Genomic DNA, 20,366 nt, shown 5'->3' with positions numbered 1-20,366 from the left:
TGTTCCCGGGGCCGGGCACATCCCTGACGGAGACGCGCAGCAATCCGTTCAGGCCGTCACCGCCCCGTCCTGGGCGAAGTCGGGCAAGTCGGTGGACAGAAGCTCTTCCGCGCCATTGTCGAGGACCCGTTGCATCTCGTTCGAGCGGGGCAGCATGGTCTCTTCGTAGGCGTGGAGGGCGTCGTCGACGGTGTTGTGGTGAGCGAGGGCGAGGGCGAGTTCGCAGGCGTCGAGCATGGCGAGGTTGACGCCGACACCGAGCGGGGGCATGAGGTGGGCGGCGTCGCCGAGCAGGGTGACGGTGGGATTGTGCTCCCAGGTGTGGGGGACGGGCAGAGCGTGGATGGGGCGGTCGACGTAGGGGCCGTCGTTGTCGGTGATCAGGCGGCGCAGGGCTGGTGACCAGTCGCGGTATTCCTGCAGGAGTCGTGCCCGGAGAGCGTCGGTGTCCTGCGTGGTCAGGCCCTGGGCGGTGATCCAGTCGGCGGGGACGCGCTGGATGATGTAGACGCGGATGTGGTTGCCACTGTTGCGCTGGGCGAACAGGCAGCGGTCGCCGTCGGCCGCTGCGGCGCTGCCCTGGCCGACGAGCTCGGCGATTGCGGGGTGCTGGTTGTCGACGTCGTGGAACCAGGCTTCGAGGAAGCTGATGCCGCTGTACTGGGGGGTGGCGTCGGAGACGGCGCGGCGGACCTTGGACCAGGCGCCGTCGGCACCGATGACGAGGTCGGCCTCGATGACGGTGCCGTCGGCGAAGTGCAGGGACCGGGGGCCGTCTGCTGGACCTTCGACGGCCTTTAGGGTGTGTCCCCAGCGCACGGTGCCGGGCTGGAGGGAGTTCAGGAGGAGGTCGCGGAGCTGGCCGCGGTCGATCTCCGGCTTGAAACGTTCGCCTTCTTCGGGGGTGTGGTGGAAGAGGATCCTGCCGTCCGGGTCCAGCTGGCGCATCTCCTGTCCCTCGGGCCGGGACAGACGGAAGAAGTCCTCCAGGAGTCCGGCCGCGCGCAGGGCGATCTGGCCGTTGTCCTCGTGCAGGTCCAGGGTGCCGCCCTGGTTGCGGGCATCGGGCCCGCTCTCCCGGTCGTAGACGGTGGCGGCAATGCCGTGCCGCTGCAGGATGCGGGCGCAGGTCAGGCCGCCGGGGCCGGCTCCGATGATGGCGATGCGTGGTGCGGGGGCGGTGTTCATGATGGGGCTCCGTCCGTGGTGGGTGGGGGCTGTGCTGTCGTACGCCGCGTCGGGCGGCGGGGGTGTGCACGAGGGTGCCGATGAGCGCGAAGGCGCACGCACCGATACCGCGGGGGGCCGAGGGCCTGCATGACGCGCAAGGGCGATCAGCCCGGTCGTCGGTCGGGCGACCCTGCACGGCGCCGATCACACGGTGAACACAGCGATCGACGCCAGATGTACGGGCTTGCCGCCGATCAGGTCGCCGAGTTTGCCCCCCGAGCGGCGTGGTGACCTTGGTGACGAGCGTGCAGGCGGTGGCGACTCAGACGGCGTGCTGCGGACCGCCGAGGTCTCCGAGGTCGCCGACGATCGTGGCATCGCGGTACCGGCGACCCTCGTGCCGAGCAGCGCGCGCATCACGCCGAGCAGTACCCGCCGCACGCCTTCAGCACGGAAGGGCAAAGCGGGGAGGGAAGCAGACGCGGACATGCCTGATCGTTTCCTTTCGGACCTGAGAGAGAAGACAAGGCCGCCGGGTACGCCTCGACGACGGCCACCCCACAAGAGCACACCAGCTCAATAAATGCAACAGTTGCACTTTTGAAGTTGGGCAACCTACCGGTAGGCTCTGGGGCATGCCCGACACCACGCCCTCCCCGCAAGCACCGATGGGACGCCGCGAGCGCAAGAAGGCCGCCACCCGCCAGGCCATCGCCGACGCCGCGCTGCACCTGTTCCTCGCGCGCGGCTACGACGACGTCGGCATCCGTGAGATCGCTGATGCTGCGGATGTGTCCACCACCACCCTGTTCAAGCACTTCCCGGTCAAGGAAGCGCTCGTCTTCGACGAGGACGAGGACAAGGAGGCCCGCCTGCTCGCCGCGGTACGCGAACGCCCCGAAGGCCAGTCGATCCCCGCCGCACTGCGCGACCACGTGCTGAAGCACCGCATGGCCGCAGCCGGCGGCGACCCCCGCTTCACCGCGTTCTTCAACCTCGTGAACTCCACACCGGCCTTGCGCGACTACGAGCAGAACATGTGGCTGCGCCACACCGCCGCCCTGGCCCGGGTCATCGCCGAGGAGAGTGGCCTGCCGGACGACGATCCTGCCTGTACCGCCCTGGCCCACTTCGCCCTCGAAGCACCCCGCACGGCCCGCGGCCACGACGACCCCCGCCGGGCGATCACCCGTGCCTTCGATCTCCTTGAGCACGGCTGGCACACACTCGCCTCCGCGGAATGAACTCTTCGCCTCCCCTGGGACAGCACAGCGCAGGTGGCGCCGACCGCGCATCAGCAATATCGGTGACCGCGCCGAACCAGCCGCGACGATTCTCAGCGGCCTCGCTCGCACGCGGCATCTTCATCAGTCCCGGCCGCCCCCGCAACGGATCGACTGACATGAGCGACACGTTCTGAGTTTTTCCCCATTTTTCAGGCGTGGGCTGTGGGGTTCCGGAATCCTGTCGAGGTACCTCTGAAACCACTGTCAGGAGACCCCAGTGCGCCGCCCGCTCCGGAATGCCTTCGCCGCCCTCATCGCCGCAGCCGGCCTTGTCCTCCCCGTCCTCACCCCCACACCCGCATCGGCCGCCGCGACCACCAGCCGCTTCGCGAACTACCGCTACGGTGACTGCCTGCGCGAGAACTCCGAAACCGGCCTCAAGGGCGACCGCTGCACCACCGGACGGGGCAGCCTCCTGTGGCAGTGGAACGGCCGCCTCAACACCAGCACCACTCTCAAGAACAACTTCTGGGGCCGCTGCCTCGACAGCAATGACCGGGGCGACGTCTACCCCCTGCGCTGTAACGGCGGCTCCTACCAGAAGTGGCGCACCGTCCAGCCCGCCGCCCGCAGCGCCATCATGCTCCAGAGCGTCGGCACGGGCCGCTGCCTCTACCAGCAGGACGACGGCTACTACCGCACTGCCCGCTGTGACCGAGGCGCCCAGAACCAGCGCTTCACCGTCGGCTGAACGGATCTCTCGACCGCTTCAAGACGCCGCCGAGTGGGGCAGCCGTCAGACGCCCAACGTGACGTTGGTGGAACCCGAACTGGTGGTGGAAGTCGGCGTCAAAGCCGCCCGCCACACTTCCGGCCGGTGACGCCACCCCGCGCGCCCGCCCCGGCCTCTCCCCCGCCCGGCGGCACCGCCGCGCTGACGGCGGTGCCGCGCGCCGCCCCGCCCGCCGACGCCTGCGCATCGCACCCACCACCAGCGACGTGATCTTTGATGACGGGGCAGCTGGACCCGCACAATCACCGCATGACCAATACTGTCGAAGCAGCCTGGCACCAGGCCCTGACCACCGCGGGCGAAGCTCGCCCACCGGAGGAATCGCCGCTCTTCGCTCCGTTCGCCGAGCTTGTGCTGGTGGCTCATGCCGAGCCACGGCTTCGTCAGCTCTACCCCTGGACGGGTATGTGGGAGTTGCACTTCAGCAGGTGCACAGAGATCCGCTACACATGGGACATCCCCTACGTGGGCGCGCTGGGAGACGGCCGGTACTACGTCGAAGGGCCGAGCCGAACCAGCCCGCGGATCGCCGAGACGGACAGCGCACAAGCTGCAGTAAAGATGGTCATCGATCGCCTGCCACCGCACTGCGGCCCGGCTTTCATCGGCAATGCAGAGGAACTGGCCGCCTACGAGAGGGCGAAGGGCAGCAGGTAGAAACGGACAGCCGACTTCGCGGAAGCATCTTCGTAAGCGACTGCTCGTCTGCCCAGCCCACGCAGACCGGAGCCGACGGTGATCCGCGCGACCTCGCGACGGGTCAGCGCGTCCAGCTCGGACACCGTGCTCGTGCTCGCGTTCGAGACGAAGCCGCGTCCATCCTCAAGCTGCGCCCGTGCCAGGGGGGATCGGGATCGGCCGGGTCCATGTCGCGGCGCACGGCAGCGAGCAACCCGGTCCTGCATGCGATCGGCCGCAGGTATCCCACGACCTCGTACCGGCCCACCAGCAGCGTGGCTGGAGCAGTCGGCGCCCCGTTGACGCCGCCGACCAACGCCTCGGACGTGGCGCACGAGCGCTGGTGTAGAGACTCGGTGAACCGGCGGAAGGCAGGTGCAGCCCAAAGTGGCCACGAAGACGATCGCGGCCAGCACCTCACGATCCCCTTGACGGCGCTTGGGGGCGGCCTCGCCGCGCCGGGCAAGACCGCACCCTGTGGTGGTCAGCCCAGGTAGCCTTCCACCTCGTCTGCAGGGCGCACGTGCGCCTCCTCGGGATTCTGGCCGAACTCCGACTTGGCACGCCTCTGCCGCAGCAGGTCCCAGCACTGATCGAGCTGCACTTCCACCGCCTTGAGGCGGCTACGCCCCTCCTGATCAAGACCGTGTTCCGTGAGGGACCGGGAGCGCAGCTCATGCTCCTCGGCCACGAGGCCATCGATCGCCTCGAAAATGCTCGTTTCACCTTGTGAGCTCGTCATGTGTTTCCCTTCAGGTCATGCCTGCGGCCAAGTGTGGCACGGGGGGACTCAGCTGCTTCGAGGCACACGTCCGTAGGAATTGTCGGATTTGCGCGAGACGGCCGACTACGGCACACCGCTGAGACCGCCCGCCACTCGGCGTCGAGTGACCGAGCAGGGCAGATCCGGTGGTCCAGGGACGTGGTGAGCAGCCAGACGTCCTCGCCCGAGAGAGACCGGCCATTCCGACGGCACCAGCGTGCATGGGCTGCCCCGTGCGGAGATCAGATGCCGAGGGGACACCGGGGCTGCATGTGCGAAGTCGCGGTCAGGTCCTAGCGGGGACTTTGGGAGCCGCTCAGCCAGGAGACGTAGAACGCCAGGTGGCGCTCCGCAGCGGTGGCCCAGGTGTGGCGGGCGGCGAGTCTGCGGCCCCTCTCCCGGCGCGCGAGGGTGTTGTCCGTGAGCGCGGCGCCGAGTGCAGCGGCCAAGTCCTGGTGGGTGGTCGCGAAACGGGCGGCGCTGTCGAAGACCTCGCGCAGTACGGGAAGATCGCGTACGACCAGCGGAACTCCCGCGGCCAGGGCTTCCATCGCGGCGAGCCCGAAACCCTCCTTGACGGAGGGGAAGGCGAAGGCGGACGCGGCGGCCACCAGGGGCGGCAGCTCGTCCTCGGCGACCTGGCCCAACACGACCGGTTCGACGCCGAGTGCGGCTGCCCGCGCCTCCCAGCGGGCTCGATAGTCGCGGTAGTCGAAGAGGGTCTCGCCGCCCGCGATCACCAGCCGCACGTCCGGGTGTGCGGGGCGCAGCAGGGCGTACGCCTCCAGCAGGTCCAACGAGCCCTTGCGCGGCTCGATGCCGCCGACGGTGAGGACGTAACGGCCCAGGCGGGCGGCCCAGTTCGCGCGGGCGGCCGGATCGGTGGTGGCGAAACGGTTGTAGGCCACTCCGTTGGGGATGACCGCCGCCTCGATGCCCCAGCCGTCGGCCAGTTCCCTGGCGACGGCCGCCGACACGCAGATGTGCGCGTACGGCTCGACGATGGCCCGCTCGTGGCAGGCGGCCAGCTCGGGGGTGGTGAAGTGGTCGATGTGGTGGACCGTGCGGACGCAGCGGCCACCGACCGCGTTGGCGCTGATGCAGTCCTGGGCGTGGACGATGTCGTACGCGGCCGCGAAGGGCTCGAATGCCTCGCCCAGGACGGCTATGGAGCGCAGGATCCGTGCACCGACGGTCTCCTCGGGCGGGCCGTCCGGGAGGGGCACGATCCGCAGCCGCACGGCGGGGTCGACCGGCCGGAAGAAGCCCGCGTCACCGCCGCGGCCCAGCGTCCACACCGTGACGTCCTGCCCGGCCGCGGCGAGCGCCTCGGCGAGGGCCAGGGTGTGGACGACGCCGCCGCGCGGCTTGGTGGAGTAGCTCAGCAGAGCGATCTTCACGACGGGTGCTCCCGGTAGGCGTCGGGGCGGCGTTCGTCGAGGTGGCGCAGGGTACGGCGGGCGCGGTCGATCTCCTCGGCGACGTCGATCTCGGCGACCGCGAGGCCGGCCTTGGACCAGGTGCGGGCGAGGATGTCACCGCCCGGGCCGACCACCTTGGACTGGCCGAGGAAGCGCATGCCGCCCATGGCGCCGGTCTGGTTGGAGGAGGCGAGGACAACCTGGTTCTCGGCGGCGCGGGCCTGGTCGTACAGGTCGAAGAGCTTGGCCTGGCGGTCCTGGGCCATGCGCGGGGCGCGGTTGGTGAGGGACGTGGGCCAGGCGGACAGGCAGGCGAGGATCTCGGCGCCGTCCAACGCCAGCGAACGGGCCGACTCGGGGAAGGTCTTGTCGTAGTCGATGAGCATGCCGATGCGGCCGACCGGGGTGTCGAAGGCGTCGAAACGGTCGCCGGGCGCGTAGGCGGCGACCTCGCCGGCCGGCAGGTGGACCTTGCGGTGACGGCCGAGGACACCGTCGCCGCTGACGCAGACCGCGGCGTTGTAGCGCTCGTCGCCGCCGTCCTCGCAGTAGCCGAGGCAGACCACCATCTCGGCGGCCAGGCGGGCGACTTGGAGGATCAGCGGGTCGTCCGGCTTCAGGGCAGGCGGCAGGGCGTCGGGGTCGGGGTGGCGCAGGTCCGCGAGGTAGCCGCCGAGCGCGGCGTCGGGCAGAACCAGCAGCCCGGCACCGGAGACGCGCGCGTCGTCGATGAGTTTGGCGATACGGGCGAGATCGAACTCCAGGTCGCGGCCGAAGTGGGCGGCCGCGGCCGCGATCCGGATCGTGCTCATGCGCTGACTGCTCCCGTGGATATGTCATAGGTCTCGGGCCGCCGGTCGCGCAGGTGTCCCATCGACCGCCGGGCGGTCTCCAGTGCCTGAGCGACGTCCAGTTCGGTGACGGCGACGCCGGCGGCGACGCCCGTGTCGGCGAGGATCTCGCCGCCGGGGTCGACGACCTTGGCGCTGCCGACGAAGCGTAGCGACCCGAAGGTGCCCGCCTGGTTGGCCGACAGCCACACGATCTGGTTCTCCAGCGCGCGGGCCCGGTCGAAGAGGTCGAAGCGGCGTTTCCAGCGGTCGTTGACGAGGTCGGCGGCCGCGTTCGTACGAGACCCCGGCCAGGCGGAGACACAGACCCCGATCTCGGCGCCGTCGAGCGCGAGCGCACGGGCGGACTCCGGGAACGCCTTGTCGTAGCAGATCATCATGCCGATCCGGCCGACCGGGGTGTCGAAGGCGTGGAAGCGGTCCCCGGAGGCGTAGCTGGCGTCCTCGCTCAGCGGCTGGTGGACCTTGCGGTGGTTGCCGAGGACACCGTCGCCGGTGACGCAGACGACGCTGTTGTAGCGGGCTTCCCCGGCCGCTTCGCAGTATCCGGCGACGACGGTCATCTCCCCGGCCAGGGAAGCCAGTCGGCGGATCTCGGGGCCGTCGAGGGCGAGCGCGGGCGGGCCCTGGTCGAGTTCGGCGGAGTCGTCGAGGCTGAGCAGATACCCGCCGAGGCACGCCTCGGGCAGCGCCAGCAGGCGTACGCCCTCCTCCCGGGCTTCCTTGATCAGCCGTTCCGCGATCTGGAAGTCTTCCTCCAGGTCGCGGCCGAACTCGGCGGCGACGGCGGCCATGCGCAGGGTGGTCATGCGGTCCCCATCCCGGTCACGGTGGACATGACCGCCTCGGTGATCTCTCCGTCGGGCCAGCGCAGCCCGACGCCTTCTCCTTCGGTGAGCTCCCCGCACACCGCACCCGTGGCGGGTCCGGCGGGCAGGGGCGGTGCGCCCGGTTCGTCGGCCGTGAGCATCGCGAAGCCCGGGAAACAGGTGAACCAGTCCCCCATGGTCGCGGCCGCCGGCCTGGGAACGGCGGCCACGTCGAGCACCGCGCGGCAGCCGCTCGCCTCGGCGAGCATCCCGAGGGTGCCGGCGATGCCCGCCATCGACACGTCCTTGGCGGCGGCGGGCCGCGCGGCGGCCACCGCGCCGGTCATGGTGCGCAGTTCGTCCGTACGACGGCGGCTGGTCGAGTCCCACTGGCGGCCGCGGTAGCCCGGGCGCCAGCTTCCGCCGAGGTCCGCGGTGAGCCGTACGGCGTGCCCGGGACGACCGCCGCCGCCCGGCACCGGCCGGTCCGTGCGGCCGAGGGCGGTCACCGACAAGGCGGCCGGGACGCCCAGTTGCGTGTGCCCGCCGAGCACCGGGATGTCGTACGCCTGTGCTGCGCGGGTCAGTCCGGCCAGTACGCGAGCGGCGTGCGCGGCGTCGCGGGCGCCCAGCGCGTCGAGCAGCCCGAGCGGTGTGGCGCCCATCGCGGCGAGGTCGTTGGCGTTCACGAGGACCGCGCACCAGCCCGCCCACTCGGGGTCCCGTTCGACCATGGACGGCACGATCGCGTCGCACGCCGCGATCACGTCGGTGCCGGGCACGGGCGCGCCGTCGTCGCCGACGAAGCCCGAGGGCGTGGCCAGCGCGGTGAGGAGCGGTCCCAGGGAGGACTTCGTGGCCGTCGCGAGGGCGGCGATGCGGCCGATCGGCCAGCGCATCAGGACGTGCGGGGCGCCCGCGACCGTCGTGTCCCGCACCCGCTGCCAGCCGAGCCGCCGGAACAGCACCTCGTTGCGCGCCTGGACGGTCGCGTCGAACCGCAGCACGCCCTCCGCCTCCGCCCGGGCGCAGGCGGCCCGGACGAGCGCGGCGCCGACGCCGTGCGGGCCGCGGGCGCGGCGGGCGACGACGAGGCGCCCGCCCTGCCACCAGCCGAGGTCGGGGCCGTCGTGGAGCGGGCCGAGGCGTACCCCGCCGACCACGGTGCCCTCGGGGTCCTTCGCGACCAGGACGACGGTGCGGGGGTCGGTGTCGTGGTCGTCCAGGTCGTGATGGGCGAAGAGCCCCTGCTCCTGGACGAAGGCAGCGCGGCGCAACTCCCGGTAGGCGGCCATGTCCGCCGTGCCGTCCGCCTCCGCTATGCGGAAGGCGGGTCGGCGGGCGAGCGTGTTGCGGTCGCCGAGCAGGGCCAGGATGTCCTGCGGATCGCCCACGGCCGGCGCGGTGCCGGAGCCGTCGAGGTTCACGGCGCTCACCCGCCCGCGGTCTGCAGCACGCTGCAGGCGCCGCAGGCCGCACAGCCGGCCTTCTGGTCGGCGCCGCTCATCCCGGCGGAGCGCAGCTTCGCGGCGACGCCCTCGGTGACGTACGTCAGGAGTCGCGCACCGGGTGCCCGGACGCCGTCGCGGGCGGCGAGGGTGCCGCTCATCGGGCGGAACGGGACGACGAACGGATACACCCCCCGGTCGATCAACCTGCCCGCCCCGGCGATGAGTTCGTCGGGATCCTCGCCCAGTCCGACGAGGAGGTAGGTGGAGACGCGGTTCGATCCGAAGACGCGGACCGCCTCGTCCCACGCGGCCTCGTACTCGGACAGCGGGACCGTCGACTTGCCGGGCATCCAGCGTCGGCGCACCTGGTCGTCGAGGGACTCGACGTGGATGCCGATGGCGGTGGCCCCGGCGTCGTGCAGGGCGCGGATCCAGGTGAGGTCGCCGGGTGGTTCGCACTGCACCTGGATCGGCAGACCGGGCACGGCTTCCAGCACCGCGAGGACCGACCGTACGAGGTTGCGGGCGCCGCGGTCGGGTCCGGTGGTGGTGCCGGTGGTCATCACCATCTGCCGTATGCCGTCGAGGCGTACGGCGGCCTCGGCGACCTCGGCGAGCTGTGCCGGGGTCTTGGCGGCCACGGTCGCGCCGGAGCGCAGGGACTCCTCGATGGTGCAGAAGCGGCAGCGGTCGGACTCGGCGTAGCGGATGCAGGTCTGCACGACGGTGGTGGCCAGGACGTCCGAGCCGTGCAGGCGGGCGATCTGCTCGTAGCGGATGCCGTCGGACGTGGTGAGGTCGTAGAACCTCGGGCGGCGTACGGGGGTGTAGGTGAGGCCGGTGTCCTCGTCGCCGAGCCACACCTTGCCGTCGCGCACCGAGTAGGGACTGTGGGGGTTGCGTGGGAGCGCGGCGTTGGCACCGTCGACGAGGACGTGTCCGTCGTCGCTGGGTCCTGCGCCGTCCGGCCGCCGCACGGGCGCGTCCGACGCGACGCCGCGCAGGGCGAGTTCGGCACGGGTCATGATCCGCACATCCACCGCCGTACCGCTGTCTCCGGTGCCAACGCTCACGTCGTGCTCCCTACAGCTGGTAGGTGGAGTTGATGATCGCGCCCTTGCGGGCGTAGTGGATGAGCGCGTCCTGGACGTCGAGGGGGTGGGTGGGGATGACGCCCTCGATGAGGTCCTCCTCGCGGGCGCCGTGCAGGGACAGGCCGAAGCGGCAGCAGTACACCTTGCCGCCCTCGGCGATGAACGTCTTGAGCTGGTTGTTGATGTTGTGCTCGCCGGGGAAGGCGGAGTTGCCGGTGGTCGGGAAGCCGCGGGTGGCCAGGCAGTTGAGCGAGCCGGGGCCGTAGAAGTAGATCGCGGTCTCGAAGCCCTTGCGCAGGGCGCGGGTGGCCTGGAGGACGGCGACGAAGGAGACCGAGGACTCGTGGGCGATGCCGTGGACGAGGGTGAAGTAGGTCTCGCCGTCCTCGGCCTGGTAGTCGGGGAAGACCTTGGTGGACCCGTAGATGCTGGTGCCCTCGGGGAGCGAGGGGTGCGGGATCTCGTCGAGGGACTTCTGCTCGACATCGGAGAGTTCGGCGGTGACGACGGATTCGGACATGGCTGTCTCCTTGTGCGTACGGGAAGGGAGGGAGCGGGGAGTCGGTCAGTCGTAGAGCGCGGCGAACGTGTCCCGGAAGACCAGGTCGCCGAGTGCACCGCCGCCGGTGGCTTCGGCGAGGCGGGCGTACTCGCCGGTGAAGTCGCCCCACGGCTGGTCGCTGGCGAAGAGCACCCGGTCGTGGCCGATGCCGCGGCGCTCGATCTCCTGGGCCAGCCAGCGGGGAGTGAAGCCGATGGCCCAGGAGAGGTCGGTGTAGACGCGCTTGCCGGCGCCGATCCAGTCGAAGAACCGGGAGCCGACGAGCTTGATGTGGCCGCTCATCCCGCCGCCGAAGTGCACCAGGTGGACGGGCACCCGGTCGGCGTACCAGTCGACGAGGTGGCCGACCTCGTCGATGTCGGAGGCGGCGCCGGGAGAGGTGTGGACGTGGACGACGAGGCCGTGCCGGGCTGCCTCGGCGAAGATGCGGTCCAGTTGGGGGCGGCAGGCGGGGTCCGTGGGACGTCCGCCCAGCAGGAAGCTCAGCTTCAGGGCCCTGACCCCGGGCTCGCCCGCCAACTGGAGTGCCGCTTCTGTGCGTTGGGCGTCCTCCGGGCGCGGGGACACCCACAGTCCGGCACGGATGCGGTCGTCACTCTGCGCGGCCTCCAGCGCCAGTTCGTTGAAGGAGAAGGCGATCGCGGGGTCCGGGACGCCGTAGTTGGGGATGACCAGGGCCCGCTCGGTGCCCTCCGCGTCCAGGTCGGCGATGAGCTGCTTGACGGTGGCGCGGGCGGTGGTGTCCGGGTTGACGGGAGGGCCGCCGTAGAAGGGGTAGGCGGGCAGGACGCCGATGTGGCGGTGTGCGTCGTGGACCATGGTGTGGTTCCTCAGCCGCGTGGCGTGGTTCGACCGCATGGTGGTGTTCCTCAGCCGATCGGGAGGGCGGAGGCAAGGTCGCTGGGGGCTCCGGTGAGGGTGCCGCACACGTCGGCCAGGCGGCGCGAGGCGTCGATGTGGTCCGCGAGGAACTCGGCGTCCCGCCCGACCGCCTCGAAGCGGCCCGAGCCCCACGAGTACTGCCAGGGCAGCCCGAGGAAGTGCAGGCCGGGCGTGCTGGTGGCGCCGCGCCAGTGCATCGGGTAACCGCGGCCGTCGAAGACGGGTGCCTCGATCCACCGGTGGTCGCGCCGGAAGCCGGTCGACCAGACCACTGAAGTGACACCGGCCGCCTCCAGATCCAGTGCGCGCGGCTGCTCGTCCGGCTCCCACACCGGGACGTATCGGGGCTCGGTCGGGGCGTCGATGCCGCGTGCGGTGATGTGGGCGTCGATGGCGTCCTTGATGCCCTCGGCGACGGCATCGGCGTGGTCGAGGTTCACCTTCAGGTCGTCGGCGAACTCCAGGTCGGTTCCAGTTATCGCGGTGAGCCGCCCGTACAGCCGCATGCCGTCGCGGGCGAAGGCGCGCAGGTCGATGTCGCGGCCGCCGTCGCGCCCGGTGACGTAGTGGTTGACCCGCATGCGCACGGCGCCGGCGTCGCCGAACTCGTCGATGGACTTGTCGTAGTGCCCCATGTCGTCGAGCCAGGCCACGCAGTCGCGGCCGCGGTAGAAGCGCGCCACCCGGGGGGCGCTGCCGACGGCCAGGTGTACCTGGCGCCCGGCCAGATGGAGGTCCTCGGCGATCTGGCAGCCGGACTGGCCGGTGCCGACCACGAGGACGGCGCCCTCGGGGAGCCGGCCGGGGCTGCGGTAGCGGGAGGAGTGGACCTGGGTGATGCCGTCGGGCAGGCGCTGGGCCATCGGCGGCACGGACGGCGTGTGGTAGGGACCGGTGGCGACCACCACCTGCTCGGCGGTGAAGTCCCCGCCGGTGGTGGAGAGTTCGAACACTCCGCTCGGCGAGCGCCGCAGCCGGGTGACCGTCACACCCTCGACCAGCGGCGGCCGGAAGAAGGCGACGTAGTCCTCCAGGTACCGGACGATCTCGTCACGGACCATGAACCCGTCCGGATCGTCGCCTCGGTACGGATAACCGGGCAGCCTGCACTGCCAGTTGGGGGTCACCAGGCAGAAGGAGTCCCAGCGGCGCTCGCGCCACTCGTGCCCGACCCGGTTCGCCTCGATGACGACGTGCTCGACACCGCGCCGGCCGAGGCAGTAGCTCATCGAGAGGCCTGCCTGGCCGCCGCCGACCACTGCCACCGGGATCGGCGCCCCTCCCCCGCCCGTCAGGCTGTGAGGGAGGGCGCCGACCGGTCGTACCGCCGGAGCCGAACTCACCGTGCACTCCCGTCGACGCCGGTCAGGGACTCGACCGTGACCTTGGCGTCGCTGACGGTGGCGTACGCGGCGGCGGTCCGCTCGATCTGCGCGAGCTGGTCGGAGGCCCCGCTGCAGAAGAAGCCGAACTTCTCCTTCACCCGCTCCCCGGCGATGCCGAGTGCCGTGCGGCTGAGTTCGACGAAATCCGCGAGTGCGTACTGACCGCCGGGGACGAAATAGTCCTCGACCACTGTGGAGGGCGAATAGCAGCGCTGCGTCTGCCCATCGGGCCAGCGCACATGAAAATACATCTCGGGCATGACATCCTCCATGCCGGGCGCCGAGGTCTCGACACCTCGCCGCGGTCCGTGGAAACCAACTCCAGCCCTCGGCGATTTCCGAACGAAGTCATCCGGAATAAAGGGGAGTTACCAGCAACTCACGCCGGAAGAACGGACATGCTGCGCCCATCGGCGCGCTCCGTGCATTCCGGCGCGCTCCCATCTTTGCCGTCGTCGAAGTCCCGCAACGTACTACTGGCCTTCGGATTTGGCGTGACTACCTTCGTGTACCGAACGCCTGGCCCGGCGGCAGCGGTGTCACCAGCCCCGAAGGCGCTGTCAGGCCGCTGATCAGAGTCCCGACCCCGACCTTGCCTCAGGCCGAGAGGCTCTTCCTCAGCCGGCCGAGCACCTCCAGGAACGAGTACCTGCGCGCGCTCAGCTTGCGCTCCGCCCGAGGTGCGCGTTCGACGCGGCTCCCCATGCGGTCGTGCAACAGCGAGAGGGCCGGCCCATGGTGCCCGGAGCGGCCATCACCGGGTCGGCGGCCGGCACGTCCCGCTTCCTCGGCCTGACCTCGCGAGCGAGGCCGCCACACCGGCCAGGAGTGCCGGTACATCACCATTCACTATACCCGCGCTTGCAAGTATCAGGCGCCTGCAAGTATTGTTGTTCTCGTCCGGGCAAGCCGCACTTCCCGCCCGGAGGGCTGCCGCCGCGCCCCTTGCACCGTCCGAGGACCCCGCCGGCCGCGACACACAGCCATCCATCCCCCACCGTAGGAAAATGACCCATGAGCACCACCGTGACCCCGCTGACCACAACCGACGCCGAGACCCTCATCGCCGCAGCACGCCGCGCCGCCGACGAGGCTGGAGTCCCCGTCAGCATCACCGTTCTCGACGCCGGGGGGCACCTGCTGGCCTTCCGCCGTGACGAGCGCGCCGTACTCATCTCCGGCGAGACCAGCACCGCCAAGGCCTACACCGCCCTTCAGCTCAACGCCCCCACCGTCGAGGTCGCCGACCTGGTCAAGCCGGAGGGCCCCTTCCACTCGCTGCCCACCGCGCTGAACAAGCCCCTGCTGTTCATCGCGGGCGGAGTGCCCGTCCGCCGCGACGGTCAGCTCGTCGGCGCTCTCGGGCTCGGCGGCGGTGCCCCAGAACAGGACCACGCCTTCGCCCAGACCGCGCTCCAGGCCCTGTGACCCGCGCCGAAGAACACCGACGGCACCCTGAAAGGCCCTCGTGACCGACATCCCGAACGTGACACTCAACAACGGCGTCGTCATGCCCCAGCTCGGCTTCGGCGTCTTCCAGGTTCCCGATGAGGAGACCACCAGGGCCGTCGCCGACGCCCTGGCCGCCGGATACCGCAGCATCGACACCGCCGCGATCTACGGCAACGAGCGGGGCGTCGGCAGGGCCCTCGCCGCCTCCGGTCTCCCCCGCGAGGACCTCTTCATCACGACCAAGCTGTGGAACGACGACCAGGGCAAGGACAATGCCCTCGCCGCGTTCGGCGCGTCCCTGGACAAACTGGGCCTCGAGTACGTCGACCTCTATCTGATCCACTGGCCCGCCCCTGCCCGTGATCGGTACGTGGAGACCTACCAGGTGCTGGAGGAGATCCTGACCAGCGGGCGCACCCGGGCCATCGGCGTCTCGAACTTCCGCGTCCCCGACCTGCGTCGGCTCCAGGAGAGGACCGGAGTCACCCCCGCCGTCAACCAGATCGAGCTACACCCCGCCCTCCAGCAGAACGAACTGCGTGCCTTCCACGCCGAGCACGGCATCGCCACCGAGGCCTGGAGTCCACTGGCCCAGGGCGCGGTCCTCGAGGACGAGCCGATCGTTCGGATCGCTGGATCGCACGGTGTGTCCCCGGCACAGGTGGTGCTGCGCTGGCACCTGCAGACGGGCAATGTCGTGATCCCGAAGTCCGTCACTCCCGAACGGATCCGGCAGAACCTCGACGTCTTCGGCTTCGAGCTGAGCGACGCCGACATGGACGCCATCGCAGGGCTGGACCGCGGGCTGCGCACCGGCCCCGACCCCAGCACCCTGAACTGAACCACCGCCCCGAGCGCCCACCCCGTCCCTCGTGTCACGGGAACAGGCTCTAGGGGGCCTGCCGTCCAGCGGCAGCGATGTACAGCCCCGCACCCGCGACAAGGAGGACCCATCGTGCACATCGACCTTTCCGGCCGCACCGCCCTGGTCACCGGCTCCACCCAGGGCATCGGATACGCCATCGCCGTCGGCCTCGCCCGCGCCGGCGCCCGGGTAGCCGTCAACGGCCGCAGCGCGGAGCGCGTCACAGCCGCGGTGGACCGGGTACGGGTCGACTCCGGAAGCGACGACGTGATCGCTGCCGTAGGCGACCTGACGACTGAAGAGGGCGCTGCGGCCGTGCTGGCGGCCGTCCCCTCGGTCGACATCCTGGTCAACAACCTCGGCATCTTCGGCTCCGCCGCCCCGTTGGAAATCGATGACGCCGAGTGGCGCCGCTATTTCGAGGTGAACGTCCTCTCCGCCATCCGGCTCATCCGCGCCTGTCTGCCCGCCATGACGGCACAGGGCTGGGGCCGCATCCTCAACCTCGCCAGCGACTCGGCCGTGGTCATCCCCGCCGAGATGATCCACTACGGCATGACCAAGACCTCGCTGCTCGCCGTCAGCCGCGGCTTCGCCAAGGAGGCAGCCGGCACGGGCGTGACCGTCAACTCCGTCATCGCCGGCCCGACGCACACCGGCGGCGTCGAAGACTTCGTCCGCGAACTGGTCGGAGAAGAACTTCCCTGGGACGAGGCCCAGCGCGAGTTCATGATCAAGCACCGCCCGCAGTCCCTGATCCAGCGCCTCATCGAGCCGGAGGAGATCGCCCACATGGTCGTCTACCTCGCCTCGCCGTACGCGTCGGCGACCACCGGCGGCGCTCTGCGCGTCGACGGCGGCTACGTCGACTCGATCCTGCCCTGAGCAGATCGGCAACCGCCGGCACCCGGCTCCAGCGCACCGATGCGACCGAGCGTCACCATGCGTTGGACTCGGGCGGATTCGGTACAGGCTCGTCATGGTGGTGTGATGCCCTTCAGTAGCAGCGCCAGCGCACACGGAGTGGAACCGACGCGTCCAGGTCCCCTGCCTGTCACCCTGGGAGTAGGAGACGACGAAAAGCCCGGTGGGTGCTGAGGGGGCGGCAGGGTGAGTCGGCGGGGGTTCTGGGCTGTAGTGCTCGCTGCCTGTGCTGTTCTCGGTTTTGTCGTGGGCGGAGTGGCTCTTGTGCCTCGGTTGCTCTATCCGCCCTTGAGTGCGGCGGACTTGCGTGGTGTCGGAAGTGCACAAGCCCGTATCGAGTTGCAACAGGCTCAGGCCCAGCTGGCCAATGACGCGCGCTCGGCGATGCTTCAGAGTTGTGTCGGGCTGCTGGTGGTCATCGGTGCCGCCGCGACCTGGAGGCAGGTCCAGGTGAGCCGGGAGAGCCAGATCACCGAGCGGTTCACCAGAGCGGTGGACCAGATCGGCAGCCAGGACGTCAATGTCCGTATCGGCGGCATCTACGCCCTGGAGCGCATCGCCAAGAACTCTCCCGCAGACCGCGACCCGATCCAGTTCCTCCTGGGCGCCCTCGTGCGCGGCAGACTGACATGGCTGGTCGGCGCCGCCGACGGGCCCGAGCACCCCACTCCGGCAGTGGATGAGCAACTGCCCGTGATGAACGTCCGCGCTCCGGATGCCCAAGCAGCCATGTGGGTTCTGGAGCGCCGTTCAAGAACCCCGGATGATCCCGAGCTCTACCTGTCACGTGTGGACCTGCGCCGCGTCTCGCTCCGCGGTGCCCGGTTGAGCCGCACCCTGTTCCGCCACTCCAACCTCGCCACGGCCACCCTGACCGGTGCTCAGCTCGATGGCTCCGACTTCACCGATGCCGACCTCCGGGGAGTCCTCCTCGACAACTCGAGCCTCAAGGGCGTGAACCTGAGCCGCGCACATCTCCAGGGAGCGAGTCTGCGGCGGGCCGACCTTCGGGGGGCGGATCTGCGGAGTGCCGATCTCAGCGACGCCACGCTGGACGAGGCTCTGATGACCGGTGCGCAGGCCGACGCGACGACCGTCTGGCCCGCCGGACTCAGCGCCGAAGAACGACGTGGCCTCGGGATCGTCGACGACGGCCAGAGCACGTGACGGCCGCGGAAGGGGCACTCGTCACACAGCGAATTGCACCCGGACGGTCACCCAAGCTGCGGGAACCATCCGGCAGGAGAGTTCGGGCAGGGCCGAACGGCCGCAGGTCGGCGACGCGGACAACGGTGAAGACGCCAGCCGTCGTCAGGGAGACGGTGGACGGCGACGCGATCCTCCGGTGGCCGGCCCACCGAGGTGAGCGCCGCCCCGATCGTCGGTCAACAACTCAGCCTTCCGCTGCCACGGCGACAGCAACGGCTCGATCAGCTACCACAGTTGCTCTCCAAGACCCTCGGCCGATTACCCCACCACACGACCAGAGAAGTCGTCGTACGAGATCTCACTGTTACGGCCGCTTTCCGGAATCGGCCCAGTAGTCCTTGAGCAGCTCGCCGAGCCACGACGGCTGGATCACCTCACCGCGCGACAGGAATTCCTGGAACACCACCACCAGATCGATCACCGGTGTTCCCCGTCACGGTCTCTTCGGAGTGGTCCGGGGGTGGCCGCCGCGCTGACGGTGCCGCCGCCTGACGGCGTCCAGGCGTCGTAGACGATCACTACGGCCGTGACCGCGACAAGGGCCGCCACCGCGGCATGCCACAGCGGCGGCCTCGCACCGTGTCTCCTGCGTCCTCGTGCCATCCTTGTGCCTTCCTCAGGCAGGGCCAGACGTGTGCCTTCCTCTCGGAGACCTCGCGGAGGGGGCCCGGACGACATGAATTCCGGAGCCGATACAGATTCCGAAGCCGATCGGCCATTTTCTGTTGTTCCCGTGAACCTCGGCCGGTCTCCACTACGACAGCCGGACCCCTGCGTGGAGGAACAACCCACATGATCGACAACCATCGAACAGGCCCCGACCCCGGCTTGATCGAGGCCGCCCGCGCGGGTGACGGACCGGCTCTTGATGAGCTGGTGAGCCGTTGTCTGCCGCTGGTCTACAACATCGTCGGCCGGGCCCTGAACGGTCACGCCGACGTCGACGACGTCGTACAGGAGACGCTGTTGCGCATGGTGCGCGGGCTGCCGAAGCTGCGGATTCCGTCCGCCTTCCGGTCCTGGCTGGTGGCCATCACCATCCGGCAGGTACGCACCCGGGAACAGTCTCGGGCCGCGGACCGGGGCCGCAGCACGCACCTGGAGGACGCGGAGACCATCACCGATCCCGCCCTCGACTTCGCCGGGCTGACGATCCTGCGGCTGGGGCTGACCGAGCAGCGCCGTGAGGTCGCCGAGGCGACGCGCTGGCTCGACCCGGACGACCAGGAGCTGCTGTCGCTGTGGTGGCTGGAGGAGACCGGTGCATTGGAACGCGCGGAACTGGCCGGTGCGTTGGGCCTGTCCGACCGCCACGCGGCGGTGCGGGTGCAACGGATGAAGAAGCAGATGGAGATATCGCGGGGTGTCGTGCGAGCGCTGGGCGCCGACGGGCCGCGCTGTGCGGAGCTGGGCCAGATCGCCGCGCCGTGGGACGGCACGCCGAGTCCGCTGTGGCGCAAGCGGTTCGCCCGTCATCTGCGGGGCTGTGGTGTGTGCGAGCGCCGGGAACGGGGACTGCTGCCGATGGAACGGCTGCTGAGCGGGCTGCCGTTGGTGGCCGTGCCGGCCAGTCTCCATCCGGAGCGGGTCCTCGCCCGTGTCCATCTCGCCACGACCCCGTCGGCCTCGGGTACTTCGGGGGCCGAGTACTCGTCGGAGGGCGCTCGTTCCGGCAACGGTGGCAGCCGGGCGGCTCGGCGGGGGCACCGGCGGCGTCCCCGTACGGGCAGGCAGGTGCTGGCCAGGCGGGCCGTCATCGGTGGTTCCGCGGTGGTCGCGGTCGTCGCGGTGGCCGCGCTGGTCGCCGCCCGGCTGACGGCGGGCCCGTCCGCACCGGCAGCGGCGACGGCTCCACCACCGACCCCTGTGGCCGTCACCTCAGCCAGTGCCCCGCCGCCTCCCGCACCGAGCCCTCGTCCCAGCACATCCCCGTCAACGTCGGTGAGGACATCGGCGAAGCCGAGTCCTACGAAGCATTCCTCGGCGCCCGTGCGGATCGCGTCCGGTGCGAAAAAGGGGGTCGGGGTATGGACGTTCAACGGGGTGAGCCAAGCACTCGCCGCGAGCGGTGCGAGCTGGTACTACACCTGGAACACCCAGCACCAGGGGGTGACGACCCCGAGGGCGGCCTCGTTCGTGCCGATGATCTGGGGCGCCGCATCCGTCACCGACGAGGCCCTGGCACAGGCCCGTGCTGCGGGGCCGTACCTGCTGGCCTTCAACGAACCCGACTTCGCACAGCAGTCGAACATGTCCGTCGACCAGGCGCTCCAACTATGGCCGAAGCTGATGGCGGCCGGAAAGGTCCTGGGCAGTCCCGCGGTCGCGACGGGTGCGGCGACACCTGGCGGCTGGCTGGATCGGTTCATGGCCGGGGCCTCCGCGAAGGGGTATCGAGTCGACTTCATCACGCTGCACTGGTACGGCGGTGACTTCCGCACCCCGCAGGCGGTCGAGCAACTGAGGTCGTACCTGACGCAGGTGTACGCGCGCTATCACAAGCCGATCTGGCTGACCGAGTACGCGCTCATCGATTTCTCGCAGGGGACGCGGTTCCCGTCCGCGGCGCAACAGGCGGCGTTCCTCACCGCGTCCACGAACATGCTGGACAGCCTGTCCTATGTGCATCGCTACGCCTGGTTCGGGCTGGGCGCGGACCCGTCGAAGCCGAGCAGCGGGTTGTTCACGGACGGCACAGCGGCCACGGCGGCCGGCCGGGCCTTTCAGGCGGCGCGCTGAGGCGAAGCGAGGGCACCGGCCTGGGTGGCTGCTTTCAAGGCCTCCGTGAGAGCGACCAGGTCGGTGCCTGGCCACAGCTCATGGAGAGGCGG

At 70.3% G+C, this 20,366-nt stretch carries 20 protein-coding genes; 8 read left to right on the top strand and 12 right to left on the bottom strand.

The genetic code is table 11. The annotated features are described in order from the left end of the window. Positions 1–48 precede the first annotated feature (48 nt). Both ACIQJT_RS32525 and ACIQJT_RS32520 read right to left on the bottom strand, forming a co-directional pair. Positions 49–1,188 carry an FAD-dependent oxidoreductase gene (locus ACIQJT_RS32525; RefSeq protein WP_402649407.1) on the bottom strand — a complete coding sequence of 380 codons (1,140 nt, stop codon included), beginning with the start codon at positions 1,186–1,188 and terminating at the stop codon, positions 49–51. Between the two features lie 186 nt (positions 1,189–1,374). Further along, positions 1,375–1,659 (bottom strand): hypothetical protein, encoded by a 285-nt coding sequence (locus ACIQJT_RS32520; protein WP_402649406.1) that lies wholly within the window; start codon positions 1,657–1,659, stop codon positions 1,375–1,377. Between the two features lie 146 nt (positions 1,660–1,805). On the opposite strand from ACIQJT_RS32520, the gene ACIQJT_RS32515 reads away from it, so the two are divergent. The 3 genes from ACIQJT_RS32515 (at position 1,806) to ACIQJT_RS32505 (ending at position 3,846) form a co-directional block, all read left to right on the top strand. Then, entirely contained in the window at positions 1,806–2,414 is a 609-nt protein-coding gene (locus ACIQJT_RS32515) for a TetR/AcrR family transcriptional regulator (protein ID WP_402649405.1), read from the top strand. A 259-nt stretch (positions 2,415–2,673) separates the two neighbouring features. After that, entirely contained in the window at positions 2,674–3,147 is a 474-nt protein-coding gene (locus ACIQJT_RS32510; protein WP_365461307.1) for a hypothetical protein, read from the top strand. Between the two features lie 291 nt (positions 3,148–3,438). Next, a complete protein-coding gene (locus ACIQJT_RS32505; protein ID WP_402649404.1) occupies positions 3,439–3,846 on the top strand; it encodes a DUF6193 family natural product biosynthesis protein in 408 nt (135 codons plus the stop codon). Positions 3,847–4,351: 505 nt separating this feature from the next. On the opposite strand, the gene ACIQJT_RS32500 is transcribed toward ACIQJT_RS32505, so the two are convergent. The 10 genes from ACIQJT_RS32500 to ACIQJT_RS32455 form a co-directional block, all read right to left on the bottom strand. Then, complete coding sequence (locus ACIQJT_RS32500) at positions 4,352–4,609, bottom strand: DUF2630 family protein (protein WP_365461303.1); 258 nt, start codon at positions 4,607–4,609, stop codon at positions 4,352–4,354. A gap of 314 nt (positions 4,610–4,923) precedes the next feature. Beyond that, on the bottom strand, positions 4,924–6,030 hold the full coding sequence (locus ACIQJT_RS32495) for an MSMEG_0565 family glycosyltransferase (RefSeq protein WP_402649403.1): 1,107 nt from the start codon (positions 6,028–6,030) through the stop codon (positions 4,924–4,926). Next, positions 6,027–6,863 carry a carbon-nitrogen hydrolase family protein gene (locus tag ACIQJT_RS32490; RefSeq protein ID WP_402649402.1) on the bottom strand — a complete coding sequence of 279 codons (837 nt, stop codon included), beginning with the start codon at positions 6,861–6,863 and terminating at the stop codon, positions 6,027–6,029. The genes ACIQJT_RS32495 and ACIQJT_RS32490 overlap by 4 nt, the downstream gene beginning before the upstream one ends. Next, a complete protein-coding gene (locus ACIQJT_RS32485) occupies positions 6,860–7,711 on the bottom strand; it encodes a carbon-nitrogen hydrolase family protein (protein ID WP_402649401.1) in 852 nt (283 codons plus the stop codon). Before ACIQJT_RS32485 ends, ACIQJT_RS32490 begins: the two co-directional genes overlap by 4 nt. Further along, positions 7,708–9,147 (bottom strand): MSMEG_0567/sll0787 family protein, encoded by a 1,440-nt coding sequence (locus ACIQJT_RS32480; RefSeq protein ID WP_402649400.1) that lies wholly within the window; start codon positions 9,145–9,147, stop codon positions 7,708–7,710. The genes ACIQJT_RS32485 and ACIQJT_RS32480 overlap by 4 nt, the downstream gene beginning before the upstream one ends. Next, complete coding sequence (locus ACIQJT_RS32475) at positions 9,144–10,235, bottom strand: MSMEG_0568 family radical SAM protein (protein WP_402649399.1); 1,092 nt, start codon at positions 10,233–10,235, stop codon at positions 9,144–9,146. The genes ACIQJT_RS32480 and ACIQJT_RS32475 overlap by 4 nt, the downstream gene beginning before the upstream one ends. A gap of 10 nt (positions 10,236–10,245) precedes the next feature. Continuing rightward, a complete protein-coding gene (locus ACIQJT_RS32470) occupies positions 10,246–10,776 on the bottom strand; it encodes an MSMEG_0572/Sll0783 family nitrogen starvation response protein (protein WP_351960823.1) in 531 nt (176 codons plus the stop codon). Between the two features lie 45 nt (positions 10,777–10,821). Next, positions 10,822–11,676, bottom strand: a complete 855-nt coding sequence (locus tag ACIQJT_RS32465; RefSeq protein WP_365461290.1) for an amidohydrolase family protein — start codon at positions 11,674–11,676, stop codon at positions 10,822–10,824. Positions 11,677–11,687: 11 nt separating this feature from the next. Next, positions 11,688–12,965 carry an MSMEG_0569 family flavin-dependent oxidoreductase gene (locus tag ACIQJT_RS32460; RefSeq protein WP_402649398.1) on the bottom strand — a complete coding sequence of 426 codons (1,278 nt, stop codon included), beginning with the start codon at positions 12,963–12,965 and terminating at the stop codon, positions 11,688–11,690. A gap of 74 nt (positions 12,966–13,039) precedes the next feature. After that, entirely contained in the window at positions 13,040–13,345 is a 306-nt protein-coding gene (locus ACIQJT_RS32455) for an MSMEG_0570 family nitrogen starvation response protein (protein ID WP_402649397.1), read from the bottom strand. Positions 13,346–14,099: 754 nt separating this feature from the next. Between ACIQJT_RS32455 and ACIQJT_RS32450 the strand changes: the two genes are divergently transcribed. The 5 genes from ACIQJT_RS32450 (at position 14,100) to ACIQJT_RS32430 (ending at position 20,274) form a co-directional block, all read left to right on the top strand. Then, positions 14,100–14,513 (top strand): heme-binding protein, encoded by a 414-nt coding sequence (locus ACIQJT_RS32450; RefSeq protein ID WP_402649396.1) that lies wholly within the window; start codon positions 14,100–14,102, stop codon positions 14,511–14,513. A gap of 82 nt (positions 14,514–14,595) precedes the next feature. After that, the gene (locus tag ACIQJT_RS32445) at positions 14,596–15,378 is read left to right on the top strand and encodes an aldo/keto reductase (RefSeq protein ID WP_402649483.1); all 783 of its coding nucleotides are present in this window, start codon (positions 14,596–14,598) and stop codon (positions 15,376–15,378) included. A gap of 114 nt (positions 15,379–15,492) precedes the next feature. Next, on the top strand, positions 15,493–16,287 hold the full coding sequence (locus ACIQJT_RS32440) for an SDR family oxidoreductase (protein ID WP_365461278.1): 795 nt from the start codon (positions 15,493–15,495) through the stop codon (positions 16,285–16,287). Positions 16,288–16,614: 327 nt separating this feature from the next. After that, positions 16,615–17,493 (top strand): pentapeptide repeat-containing protein, encoded by an 879-nt coding sequence (locus tag ACIQJT_RS32435; RefSeq protein ID WP_402649395.1) that lies wholly within the window; start codon positions 16,615–16,617, stop codon positions 17,491–17,493. Positions 17,494–18,327: 834 nt separating this feature from the next. After that, positions 18,328–20,274: a sigma-70 family RNA polymerase sigma factor gene (locus ACIQJT_RS32430; RefSeq protein WP_402649394.1), complete on the top strand. Its 1,947-nt coding sequence runs from the start codon at positions 18,328–18,330 to the stop codon at positions 20,272–20,274. Positions 20,275–20,366: the final 92 nt, after the last annotated feature.

Origin of the sequence: Streptomyces sp. NPDC091972 (assembly GCF_044756385.1) — a bacterium.
In the GTDB taxonomy this organism is placed as follows: domain Bacteria; phylum Actinomycetota; class Actinomycetes; order Streptomycetales; family Streptomycetaceae; genus Streptomyces.
This window is presented reverse-complemented; position numbering and strand designations above follow the sequence as displayed.

What these genes read in the sequence shown, in the direction of transcription:
- ACIQJT_RS32525 (WP_402649407.1), bottom strand. Translation starts at nt 1,188, where the DNA reads ATGAACACCGCCCCCGCACCACGCATCGCCATCATCGGAGCCGGCCCC.
- ACIQJT_RS32520 (WP_402649406.1), bottom strand. Translation starts at nt 1,659, where the DNA reads ATGTCCGCGTCTGCTTCCCTCCCCGCTTTGCCCTTCCGTGCTGAAGGC.
- ACIQJT_RS32515 (WP_402649405.1), top strand. Translation starts at nt 1,806, where the DNA reads ATGCCCGACACCACGCCCTCCCCGCAAGCACCGATGGGACGCCGCGAG.
- ACIQJT_RS32505 (WP_402649404.1), top strand. Translation starts at nt 3,439, where the DNA reads ATGACCAATACTGTCGAAGCAGCCTGGCACCAGGCCCTGACCACCGCG.
- ACIQJT_RS32500 (WP_365461303.1), bottom strand. Translation starts at nt 4,609, where the DNA reads ATGACGAGCTCACAAGGTGAAACGAGCATTTTCGAGGCGATCGATGGC.
- ACIQJT_RS32490 (WP_402649402.1), bottom strand. Translation starts at nt 6,863, where the DNA reads ATGAGCACGATCCGGATCGCGGCCGCGGCCGCCCACTTCGGCCGCGAC.
- ACIQJT_RS32485 (WP_402649401.1), bottom strand. Translation starts at nt 7,711, where the DNA reads ATGACCACCCTGCGCATGGCCGCCGTCGCCGCCGAGTTCGGCCGCGAC.
- ACIQJT_RS32470 (WP_351960823.1), bottom strand. Translation starts at nt 10,776, where the DNA reads ATGTCCGAATCCGTCGTCACCGCCGAACTCTCCGATGTCGAGCAGAAG.
- ACIQJT_RS32465 (WP_365461290.1), bottom strand. Translation starts at nt 11,676, where the DNA reads ATGCGGTCGAACCACGCCACGCGGCTGAGGAACCACACCATGGTCCAC.
- ACIQJT_RS32455 (WP_402649397.1), bottom strand. Translation starts at nt 13,345, where the DNA reads ATGCCCGAGATGTATTTTCATGTGCGCTGGCCCGATGGGCAGACGCAG.
- ACIQJT_RS32450 (WP_402649396.1), top strand. Translation starts at nt 14,100, where the DNA reads ATGAGCACCACCGTGACCCCGCTGACCACAACCGACGCCGAGACCCTC.
- ACIQJT_RS32445 (WP_402649483.1), top strand. Translation starts at nt 14,596, where the DNA reads ATGCCCCAGCTCGGCTTCGGCGTCTTCCAGGTTCCCGATGAGGAGACC.
- ACIQJT_RS32430 (WP_402649394.1), top strand. Translation starts at nt 18,328, where the DNA reads ATGATCGACAACCATCGAACAGGCCCCGACCCCGGCTTGATCGAGGCC.